This window comes from Gordonia rhizosphera NBRC 16068, from assembly GCF_000298195.1.
GTDB classification, from domain to species: domain Bacteria; phylum Actinomycetota; class Actinomycetes; order Mycobacteriales; family Mycobacteriaceae; genus Gordonia; species Gordonia rhizosphera.
In genome coordinates this window covers 1-10,732 of the sequence record NZ_BAHC01000170.1, presented here as the reverse complement: position 1 = coordinate 10,732, position 10,732 = coordinate 1, and the positions used below count along the sequence as shown (strand labels likewise).

General features: G+C 63.9%; 10 protein-coding genes. 5 read left to right on the top strand and 5 right to left on the bottom strand.

Translation table 11 applies throughout. The features are described from left to right. Positions 1-977 (top strand): EAL domain-containing protein (locus GORHZ_RS21075; RefSeq protein ID WP_006336629.1); only part of this gene is annotated, 977 nt, incomplete at its 5' end. A 39-nt stretch (positions 978-1,016) separates the two neighbouring features. Here GORHZ_RS21075 and GORHZ_RS21070 read toward each other — a convergent pair. Together GORHZ_RS21070 and GORHZ_RS21065 are read right to left on the bottom strand one after the other, a co-directional pair. Further along, a complete protein-coding gene (locus tag GORHZ_RS21070) occupies positions 1,017-1,625 on the bottom strand; it encodes a YdcF family protein (protein ID WP_006336628.1) in 609 nt (202 codons plus the stop codon). Between the two features lie 52 nt (positions 1,626-1,677). After that, positions 1,678-2,529: a LysR family transcriptional regulator gene (locus GORHZ_RS21065; RefSeq protein ID WP_085948726.1), complete on the bottom strand. Its 852-nt coding sequence runs from the start codon at positions 2,527-2,529 to the stop codon at positions 1,678-1,680. Positions 2,530-2,865: 336 nt separating this feature from the next. Here GORHZ_RS21065 and GORHZ_RS21060 point away from each other — a divergent pair, with 336 nt between their 5' ends. After that, on the top strand, positions 2,866-4,272 hold the full coding sequence (locus GORHZ_RS21060) for a sugar transferase (RefSeq protein WP_006336624.1): 1,407 nt from the start codon (positions 2,866-2,868) through the stop codon (positions 4,270-4,272). A 1-nt stretch (position 4,273) separates the two neighbouring features. Here the strand turns inward: GORHZ_RS21060 and GORHZ_RS29660 are convergent, their stop codons facing one another. Beyond that, entirely contained in the window at positions 4,274-5,170 is an 897-nt protein-coding gene (locus GORHZ_RS29660; RefSeq protein WP_006336622.1) for a glycosyltransferase family 2 protein, read from the bottom strand. 102 nt (positions 5,171-5,272) lie between these two features. Between GORHZ_RS29660 and GORHZ_RS21050 the strand changes: the two genes are divergently transcribed. Genes GORHZ_RS21050 through wecC form a run of 3 tightly spaced genes read left to right on the top strand, consistent with a single transcriptional unit; the run spans position 5,273 to position 8,557 of the window. Next, the gene (locus tag GORHZ_RS21050) at positions 5,273-6,490 is read left to right on the top strand and encodes a hypothetical protein (protein ID WP_006336613.1); all 1,218 of its coding nucleotides are present in this window, start codon (positions 5,273-5,275) and stop codon (positions 6,488-6,490) included. Continuing rightward, entirely contained in the window at positions 6,436-7,281 is an 846-nt protein-coding gene (locus GORHZ_RS21045) for a WecB/TagA/CpsF family glycosyltransferase (protein ID WP_435944345.1), read from the top strand. The genes GORHZ_RS21050 and GORHZ_RS21045 overlap by 55 nt, the downstream gene beginning before the upstream one ends. A gap of 22 nt (positions 7,282-7,303) precedes the next feature. After that, a complete protein-coding gene (gene wecC, locus GORHZ_RS21040) occupies positions 7,304-8,557 on the top strand; it encodes a UDP-N-acetyl-D-mannosamine dehydrogenase (RefSeq protein WP_006336611.1) in 1,254 nt (417 codons plus the stop codon). A 30-nt stretch (positions 8,558-8,587) separates the two neighbouring features. On the opposite strand, the gene wecB is transcribed toward wecC, so the two are convergent. Then, positions 8,588-9,745, bottom strand: coding sequence for a non-hydrolyzing UDP-N-acetylglucosamine 2-epimerase (gene wecB / locus GORHZ_RS21035; protein ID WP_006336609.1), 1,158 nt, complete (start codon positions 9,743-9,745; stop codon positions 8,588-8,590). Between the two features lie 13 nt (positions 9,746-9,758). Further along, positions 9,759-10,454 carry a hypothetical protein gene (locus GORHZ_RS21030; RefSeq protein WP_006336608.1) on the bottom strand — a complete coding sequence of 232 codons (696 nt, stop codon included), beginning with the start codon at positions 10,452-10,454 and terminating at the stop codon, positions 9,759-9,761. Positions 10,455-10,732: the final 278 nt, after the last annotated feature.

The following is a 10,732-nucleotide window of genomic DNA, read 5'->3' as shown; positions in this document are numbered from 1 at the left end:
TCCGGGTGGCTGCCGGTGCGAGTGGTACCTTGCCGGTCTCGGACCGCGGCCGGGACTACTTTCTCGATGTGTGTGTCGGACTCGCCGTCGCGGATGACCTGCGAGGAGCGACGTCAACCGGAGAACTCGAGCAGTGCGCCGAGACCGCGCTGTCGGACGCCATCACGCGCGACCTTCCAATGGTCGTCGCCGATGACGCGCTGATCTCTCGTGGACGCCAGGCCATGGACCGATTCCGACGCCTAGTGCAGTCCGCCGACACCGACTTTCGACTGCACTACCAGCCGATCGTCGAGCTGGACGCCCACACCGTCGTGGGCTTTGAGGCGCTGCTGCGATGGTATTCGGCGGACGGCATCAAGTCCGCCGCCGAGTTCATGGAGGAGATCGAGGAGACGTCGCTGATTCTGCCGATCGGGCGCCGAGTGATTGCCTCGGCGATCCGAGACCTGGCGACCGGGATCAACCGCACGATCGGTGCGACCGGGTTCGTCGCGGTGAACCTCTCGGAACGGCAACTCCTCGACCCGGGCGTGGTCTCCCTGTTTCGCCACGAGATCGACGCCGCCGGCGTGCAGCCGGACCGGGTATGGGTGGAGGTCCGTGAGAACCAGATCATCAGCCTCGACAGCGATTCGGCGCGGACCGTCGAGGGGCTGCACGAGTTGGGGTGCCGGATCTGCGTGGACGATCTCGGCGCAGGCTATTCGGCCCTGCGGTATGTCAAGGATCTGCCCATCGACGTCCTCAAGGTCGACGGTGGTCTGATCCGGCAGATGAAGTCGGATGAGGCTGACTTCGCGGTCGTGCGTGCCATCTGCGATCTCGCGCACACGACCGGGATCGACACCGTCGCCGAAGGGGTGGAATGTCCGGAGGTCCTGCCGGTCCTCATCGAACTCGGGTTCGATTACGCGCAGGGTCACTACTTCGGGCGACCGGATCCTCCCGAGGTGGTGTTCGCCGCGCCGGCGTGACCCTTCGAGACGCTCGCGAGCTCGCTCCTCAGGGATCGATCAATCGCAGCCGAGGATGACGGCCTTGGCCAGGCCGCCGTACTGATAGGCGAACTGGTAGGACCAGAAAATGGGAGACCGGCCGTAGTCGCGAGGGACACTGCGCATAATGACGTCACCGTCGAAGCACTGCCCGAAGATGAAGCGTGCCCGCACCAGGTGATAGCGCCAGCTGATCACGATCACCGACTTCCACCCGCGCTCCGCGGCGAGTCGCTGGACGAACATCGCCTCGCCGCGGGTTGTCGACGGGTCAGGGTCGAAGCAGATCACCTCGATCTCGGGCGTGCCAGCATTGCAGACGCGCTCCATGAGAGCCCGGCCACCTCGGTTGTAGTCGTCATTGATATAGGGATTGGAGATGACCACAGTGTCCGCATACCCCGCGGCGGCCAGGCGCAATCCATAGTCCTCGCGGCCGTCATGCTCGCCGCCGAGCACCACGATGGCATCCGCGGGTACCAGAGGGTCCTGGTGCTCGCGGTAGAAGAGTTGGTAGCCGACGCCGGCGAAGGTGATCGCGCATACCAGAACCACGGAGCCGGCGAGGAAGAGCAGCCGACGACGGCGGGTGCGCGCTCTCGGTCCGGACACGAGCATGAAGCCCATTGTGGGGGACCGGGGCGGACCTGTCGCAGTCGGGCGGGTTGGCGCCGCCGGGTCATAATACGACCGAGTCCAGAATGCTTCTTCTGATCTCGGATGAGGTGTGCGGTAGCCATAGCGCTTGCACGGGCGCGATCGGGGGGTCGTCGAACTCGATCACTCTGATCCGGTGGCCGTAGATCCACCCGGGCTCGTTCGTGACGAAAACGCACGCATCGGGATGGGTGATTACGCCGGTGTGGGGCGGAGTCCCACGCAATGTCGACGGGACGACCCGAGGCTCGAATCCGGCGCCCTGGCACGTCGAGATGAGGATCTGCGTGTATTCGGTGTCCTCCTCCGCCTCGGACATCACGATGTCGTGCTCTGCCAGATCTCTCAGCGTGATCCGGTCGTGCTGCGCGAGCGGGTGGTCGGTGCGCACGGCCAGGTGGAGTTGGTGGTGTGCGGCAACGGTTCCAGCCAGACCGGGTGGAGACTGGACGCCGCGTCGCAACGCGAGGTCAATCTCGCCGTGCAGCAATTCTCCGTGTATCCGGTCGGCGAAAACCGGACGCACCGTGATCGGAACCGCGGGATCGCTCAACACCACCGGCTCGATGATCGTGAAGACCTCCGACGGCGCCAGATCCGGCGTGTGTCCGATGACAAAAGGGATGGGGCGGTCGGTTCCCATGAGCCGCATCTTTGCGGTCAACTGATCACCACCGGCGAGAAGTGGCAGGGCTCCGTGGTACAGGGCTTCGCCCGCCGCGGTCAACGTGAGACTTCGACGCGATCGCGAGAAAAGCTCAACCCCCAAGTTGCGCTCGAGCTCCTTGATCGCTGACGACACGGCCTGTTGCGTGATGTAGAGGTCGTCGGCCGCCACTCGCAGACTCGGTGAGTCGGCCACGGTCACGAACATCCGTAATCGGCGCAGGTCGAGGTCGTTTCGCGTCCTACCGCCATCATTCATCAAGGAATTCCTGTCATTTGTCCATGTTTGCGTGATTGTAGCTTGTAATTTCGGCCTTTAGATTAGTGAGCGACCGTTGCGTTGAGGTTGCGTCCGTCACCACACCTCGATCGCACGGCCACCCTGCCGCAACTCCGATGCCTTGGGGGGCCAGTGACCACGCAGCAACGCCCATCCGGTTCGGGTGCGTCGCGTGCTGGTCTGGGCTCGGTGCGGCTGCCACGCCCGTCCGTGCGCCTCGTCGAGCAGAGCTCACCGTCATCGTGGCTGGAGCGATACCTGACGATGGCCGCATGGACCGATGCGGCGATGGTCATCTCGGCGGTGTTCCTCGCCCAATGGATCCGCTTCGGTAGCAGTGGGGAACCCGACCACTTTGGCGGCGTCGGTGGCCCGCCGGTGCTCGTTGTCTCACTGCTCCTGATCGCTGCATGGTTGGTGGCGCTCCGCGTCTATCAGACCTTGGATCACCGAATCATCGGCGCCGGGCCACAGGAATACAGCCGGGTCGTGACTGCCTGCTTCTCCGTGTTCGGGCTCCTCGCGATTCTCGTTCTCGCGTTTCGTCTCGAGGTGTCACGGGGATACTTCGCCCTGGCGCTTCCGCTCGGCACGCTCGGGCTCTTGGCGTCGCGGTGGTCGTGGCGGCGACACCTCGTTCGTCAGCGTCATCGTGGGAAGAACCTCGAGCGTGTACTCGTCGTCGGCGAACCGGGATCAGTGGCCCATATGGTCGACCGGTTGAGGGGCTCGCCGGCGCTGGGATTCGATGTCATTGGTGCCTGCCTGCCCAAGCGCAGCGCTGCCACAGAAGCGCGCCTTCGATCAGGCGATGGGGAGAAAATCCCTGTGTACGGTGACTTCGATGACGTCGCCCTTGCGGTTTCGGCGTCGAGAGCCACGACCGTGGCCGTGACCTCGGCGGGCGCCCTAGGCCATGCCGCCATGCAGGAGCTCTCCTGGGACCTTCAGGGCATGGACGTTCAGATGATGGTCGCGCCGGGTGTCACCGACGTGGCAGGTCCTCGCATCATGGTCCGCCCCGTCGCCGGACTCCCCCTTCTCTACATCGACAAGCCCCGCTACGAGGGGGCAAACCGATTCCGCAAGGCCTTCGTCGACCGGGTGGGGGCCGCCGCGATACTGGTCCTGATCGCGCCCGTGCTCCTGGCTGTCGCGGTTGCCATCAAGATCGACTCGCCGGGGCCCGTCTTCTACCGCGCGACGCGTATGGGGTTGGGTAACAGCGCTTTCCGGATGTGGAAGTTCCGGTCGATGGTGGCTGACGCCGAGGCTCGTAAGGGCGACCTGAGCCATCAGAACGAGGGTGCCGGCGTGCTGTTCAAGATCCGTGAGGATCCGAGGATCACGCGCGTCGGCCACTTCATCCGTCGCTACAGCATCGATGAACTCCCTCAACTGTTCAATGTGCTCACTGGAACGATGAGCCTGGTCGGTCCGCGACCTCCGCTCCCCGAAGAGGTCAAGCGCTACGACGGCCGTGTTGCGCGCCGGATGTTGGTGAAGCCGGGTATGACCGGCTTGTGGCAGGTCTCCGGAAGGTCCGACCTGTCGTGGGAGGAGTCCGTGCGGCTCGACCTGTCCTACGTGGAGAACTGGTCGATCATGCAGGATCTGGTGATCCTGTGGCGGACGATCAAGGCGGTGATGAGCGGCGATGGGGCGTACTGATCTACCGGGTATCGGGCCCGTGGTGACCGCGGACGGGTGGGCGGCGAAGAGCGTAGCGCCACGCGCTGATTCCCAGCATCCACTCACCGACGATCAAATGGCCCAGATGCGACCAGAATCCCGCTCGGAGTTCAGGAAAGTCGCCCAGGCGTCGGTAGATCACTGGGAGTCGCGCCAACACGAAGTAGTGCAGGGGTACGCGGGCGAGAACCTTGCGTGCACGTCCGATCTCGACGAGGTATGCACCCCTGGCCTGTCCGTACGCCTGGCGCCGCTGCTGTCGCCGCAGATCGGCGTACGTTTCGCGGAGCTTCACATGCGAGGCGTGAAACCGCGGGTCGAAGATCAGCCGGTAGCCGGCGGCGAGGACGTCGGCCGAGAACACCATGTCCTCGCCCCCGTAGCTTTCGTCCCAGCGCACCGGTAGATCGGCAGGAACAACCATGCAAAACGACGACACGAACGGCGCGTCACGGGGGATGCCGATTTCCAAATACGGAGTCTCGCACTGCAGATGCGCAACCCACGACCACGCGGAACCCGGAGAAAACCGGCGCGCACAGCCGATCACGCTTTTCGGGAAATCACTGACCGCGCGCTCGACCCCGGCGACGAAATTCTCGTCCGGGCAGGCATCTGCATCCACGAAGCACACATACTGTGACGTCGCCTCGTCCCATCCGCGGTTCCTTGCGCCGCCCGCGTATCCGACATGGTCGGTAGTGACCACCCGGACGTCATATCGGCCGGCGATCGCTGCGGTGTCGTCGGTCGACGCGTCGTCCACCACGATGATCTCGCGAGGAGTCACCGACTGCCTCTTGAGCGCGTCGAGGACGGAGTCCAGCGTCGCGGCCGCATTGCGCGAGGGAACGACGACGCTGAGGCTGATGGACATCACCCCACGGTATACGACGCGGGAGAATTCGCTAGGAAGTCGTGATAACTCTGTGCGGGTACAGCTTTGGCGGACGTGGACCGGCCGATCGGTGACTGTCTGATGAGTGCACACACGCCAATCACGGGTTTCGAGCTCAGTGTGCCGGAAACCCCGAACGTCGACGCGAGCAGCAGCGCTCGACTGGATCGCCTCGATGCCGAGTCGCGGCGCGCCATCGAATCACTGCTCGCGCTTGCCCCGCGCGGGCTCTCGTCGATGCTCCTGCCAAACGGCACCAGCTTCGCGCAGACGGCGCGACTGATCGACTCCGCGGCGGTACCTCGGTTGGAGGGTGAGAACCCTCGGTACACCGCGATGGCGGCCCTCGGGCTGGCGACGCTTGAGATCGAACAACAGCACGCCATACTCCAAGGCTCGACCGCGGAGGAACTGATCCGGGCGTTGATCGTCCGAGTTGCGCAGTCCGAAGACCTCGGCGCGGTCGCCCTGGCGGCATGGGCAGCAGCAGAGGTGCTCGGCGAAACAAACGAGGCACTGTTCGACCGGCTGTCCCGGGCCATTGCCGAGGGTCCGGTGGACACCGTGGTCCTGTCGTGGTCGATAACCGCCGCGGTTGCCGCAGTGTCCCTCGAAGACCGTTGCCGATTGATCGCCGACTGGTGCCGGCTATTGCAGAGCGCGCAGGGGCGAGGTGGTTTGTTCCCGCACACCGTCCCCGCCGGCGCACAGTCCCGGCTGCGCGCGCATGTCGGCTCATTCGCCGACCAGGTGTACCCGATTCAAGCACTGGCGCGGGCGTCGCGGGTGATCGATGGGGACGAGTTGGATGCCGCGAATGCGTGCGCCGACCGGATCTGTGAACTCCAGGGCGACGCCGGCCAATGGTGGTGGCACTACGACGCCCGCGGCACCTCCGTCGTCGAGAAGTATCCCGTGTACAGCGTCCACCAGCACGCAATGGCACCCATGGTGCTGTTCGATCTCGTCGAGGCCGGTGGCCACAACCACACGGAGTCGATCGCACGCGGGATCGGTTGGATCTTCACCCATCCGGAGACCGGCGACGAGCTTGTTTCGAACGACCACAACGTCGTGTGGCGCAAGATCGGTCGTCGTGAACCGCGAAAGCTGGCCCGGAGCATGTCCGCGGTGACCACCGCCATTCATCCAGCCGTCCGTCTCCCCGGGCTGGATCACCTACTGCCGCCGACACACGTCGACCACGAGTGCCGGCCCTACGAACTCGGCTGGTGCTTGTACGCATGGTCATCACCGCCGATCGCGCACCGAGACCGACAGGACGGATTCACCAGATGACCATGACAGAGACATCGCCGGCAGTTTCGGAGATATTCGGTCTCCGAATCGACGCACTGACCTTGGCGCAGGCCGTCGACCGATGCCGCGACGCGATAGCGTCGCGCAAGCCGGTCCTGATTGGTGTGGTGAATGCGGCGAAAGCCGTCAACGTCCAGAAGGACGTTTTGCTGCGGGAAGCCTTGTTGCGCAGCGATATCGCGATCGCCGACGGACAGGCGGTTGTGTGGGCGAGCCGGATTCTGGGCCAGCCGCTACCGGAACGAGTGACGGGGATTGACCTTTTCGAGGCGCTGCTGGCAGCTGCGGATCGTGACGGCAATTCGGTCTATCTGCTCGGCGCGCGTGCCGATGTACTGCGGCAACTCGAGTCCGTTCTCGCCGAACGGTATCCGAGCGTGCGGATCGTGGGTAGCCGAGATGGCTACTTCGATTCCGACGAGCAGGCGACGATCGCTACGGATATTCGTGATGTGAAGCCGGACATGCTCTTCCTCGGCATGCCCTCGCCACGCAAAGAGATGTTCCTGGCTCAGTGGGCCGATCTCATGCAGGTACCGGTGTTGCACGGGGTCGGGGGATCCTTCGACGTGATGGCCGGAAAGACAAAACGGGCGCCGGTGTGGTGGCAGACGCACGGACTCGAGTGGGCCTACCGCCTCCTGCAGGAACCGCGGCGCATGTGGCGGCGTTACCTGACAACCAACACGCTATTTGTGCTGATGCTGGCCCGCGAACGGGTGCGTCCACGACGGGCGTACTCCCGGCCTACCCATGAACCGACCACCTGATCCCGTCAGAAAAGAGGCAGCCGTGCACACCTTCGAAGGCACCGTCGCCGTGATCGGCCTCGGATACATCGGTCTCCCGACGGCAGTTGCGCTCGCGACCCGGGGCGTCGACGTCATCGGCATCGACGTCGATCAGAACCGGCTCGATGCCGTTGCACATGGAAAGGTTCCATTCGTGGAACCCGATCTCGCAGCTGGCCTTTCGGGTTCGGTGGCGATGGGCAAGCTGACCGTGGCGTCCGAGGTTCCACACGCCGACGCGTACATCATTGCGGTACCGACCCCGTTCAACGCCGACCACAGCGCCGACCTGTCGTGCGTGCGAATGGCGGCCGAGCATGTCGCGCCCAAGCTGCGGGGCGGTGAGATCGTGGTCCTCGAGTCGACATCGCCGCCTGGAACCACGGAGAGCCTGAGTCGATGGATCGCCGAGCTGCGTCCCGACCTCACACTCCCACACGTCGGAGACGGGCTGCCCGATGTACATGTCGCGCACTGCCCAGAACGGGTTCTGCCGGGCCGGATCATGATCGAGATGGTCACCAACGATCGTGTCGTCGGCGGGATCACCCGTGAATGCGCCGATCGCGCCGCCGCGATCTATCGTGTGTTCTGCCAGGGAGAAATTCTGCTCACGGATGCGGCGAGCGCCGAGATGGCAAAGCTGGTCGAGAATGCCTACCGCGACGTGAACATCGCATTTGCAAACGAACTGGCCACGGTCAGTGACGACTTGAAACTCGACGTCTGGGAGATCATCAGACTCGCCAACCATCACCCGCGGGTCAGCATCCTCACCCCCGGGCCCGGTGTCGGAGGACATTGCATCGCGGTGGATCCGTGGTTCATCGTGGGTGCTTCACCGCAGTTGTCGCGTTTGATACGTACCGCTCGGGAGATCAATGACGGGCGACCCGACATCGTCGCGCACCAGATCATCGAGAAAAGTGTGCGGTTCCGGGAGCCGACGATCGCCTGCCTGGGGTTGACCTTCAAGGCGAACGTCGACGACGTACGCGAAAGTCCGGCCCTCGACGTCGTCGAACGCATCGCCAAAGGTCTACCGGAGGTGGAGATCCTGGTCGCCGATCCCTTTGTGCCAACGCTCCCCGCGACTCTGGAGGGCGCGGCGAATGTGCGGATGACGCGGCCGAACGATGCGGTCGAAAAGGCCGACATCGTGGTGCTCTTGGTCGACCACGACCAGTTCAAGTCGATGTCGCGGTGTCGATTGTCCGGGAAGGTCGTCTACGACATCCGGGGCATCTGGCGCTGATGTTCCCAGATCCGGTGTGCCCGGAGGGTGTCAGTCGAGGGCCGCCGCGGCCGCTGGAGAAAACTCTTCGGGTCCGGGGCCGAACCCGAAGAAGTGCTCCATGCTCGCGACGGCGCGTCGGGCAGCATGTCCGTCACCGTAAGGGTTCACTGCACGAGCCATCTCTGCGTATGCGTTCTCGTCGGTGAGAAGTTCGCTGACGGAGTCGACGATCGTCTGCTCGTCAGTTCCGACGAGTCGTACGGTGCCCGCCTGCACCGCCTCGGGTCGTTCGGTTGTCTCGCGCATGACGAGCACCGGTTTACCCAGGCTGGGTGCCTCCTCCTGCACGCCTCCGCTGTCCGTCAGCACCAGCGTGCATTCGGCGATGGCGCGCGAGAAGTCGTCGTAAAACAGGGGATCGGTGATGACGACGTTGTCGAACCCGACGATGGGAGGTAGCAGAACCTCGCGCACGATCGGGTTGAGATGCGCTGGGACCAGAAACTTCACATCGGGGAACTTCTCCGCAAGCCGCGCCAGGGCGCGTGCCGTCTGCGCCATCGGTTCACCCCAGGATTCTCGGCGGTGGGCGGTCACCAGCACCATGCGGCCACCGAAAGCACGTGCCGCGCCTGTGTCATTGACCGGCAGATCACGCGCCACGACTTCACGCAGAGCATCGATCACGGTGTTTCCGGTGACGACGACGGACGATGGATCAACCCGCTCGGCAAGCAGATTCGCGCGTGACGTCGGCGTAGGGGCCAGATGCAGGGAGGTCAACTGCGACGTCAGCCGGCGGTTGATCTCCTCGGGGAACGGGTTGTACCGTTCTCCCGTCCGCAGGCCGGCCTCCAGGTGGAAGAGCGGGACCTTGCGATAGAACGCGGCGAGTGACGCGGCGAAGCAGGTGGTGGTGTCGCCCTGGACCAGGACGGCATCCGGAGCCTCTGCATCGATGATGTCGCATACGCCGACGAGTGCCTTGGACGTGATGTCCTCCAGGCGTTGTCTCGGCGTGATGATGTCGAGATCATGGCTTGGGGTGATCTCGAAGAGCTTGTTCACCTGGTCGAGCATCTGGCGGTGTTGTCCGGTGATGGCCACGATCGGGATGAGGTACTCCGAGCGTGACAGCGCGGAGACGACGGGGGCCATTTTGATGGCCTCAGGGCGCGTGCCGTATACCACCAGAACCTTGTGCATGGCGGAATTCCGTTCAGACTAGCGCATCCTCAGCGGGAGCGGTTTCTGCTTTCGATTTCTTTTCGTCGCGACGTTCTCTGCGCCGCCGCAGCCACCTGTCGGATTCCACGACCGCTGCGCCCGTCAGTCCGATGCCGAGCAGCAACGTCACCACACTTGCACGGCGAGTGTTGCCGGTGCTGGCCGTTACCTCGACGTCAGGCGGGGACATTCGCAGATTGATTCTGTTGTACGGCGCGACGCGGTAGTCGTACTGCATGTCGAGCAGCGTCTGCTGGACCTTGTTCAGCGTCTCGCGCATTGCAGCGCGAGCTCCTTCCTCGGAGGGGGATACCGCCTGAACGTCGAGCGTGGGCCACCTGAAGTAGTAGGCCCATTGGCCGCCGTAGTTCGGGAAACGAATCATCCATCCGTTGCGAATCCCGATGTCGACGAGGCCGATTGTGGTGGAACTCGTGGCCGTAACCCGATGGTCCTTGTTCACTGTGCGCTCAAGCAGACCGGCTGCGTACATCACGTTGGCGCCGCTGTCGGTAAACGAGTTCGGGTAGCGGCCGCTGACCGGTGGGAGCAGTGTCACGTCGGCCTGCGATGCGTATGTGGGGGGGCGCGTATTGACGAACAGGAGAGCAGCGACTGTCAGTGACACCCCCAGAGCGACTACAAGCCATCGTCGAACGACTGCGGCAGCGAAATCCAGTACGGTCATGGGATTGAATTTCCCTTCAGGGTGCCGCAAGTATACAGGAGATGGATCCGCAACTGTGTGAAGTGCATCGTCTTGCGTCAGCCTGAATTGCCACGGGATTCGCCAGTGTCGGCCCGAAGACGAGGTAACGATCCATTCGCCCACGGCGACGAACTACGCGTGACAAACTACACGTTACGGCGGTGCGCGGCGGCTATGGGGAGACCATGCAAGATGTGATTGGAACGTTGTTGCGTCGGTGGTATTTGACGCTCGCCGGGATCATCGGCACGATCTTG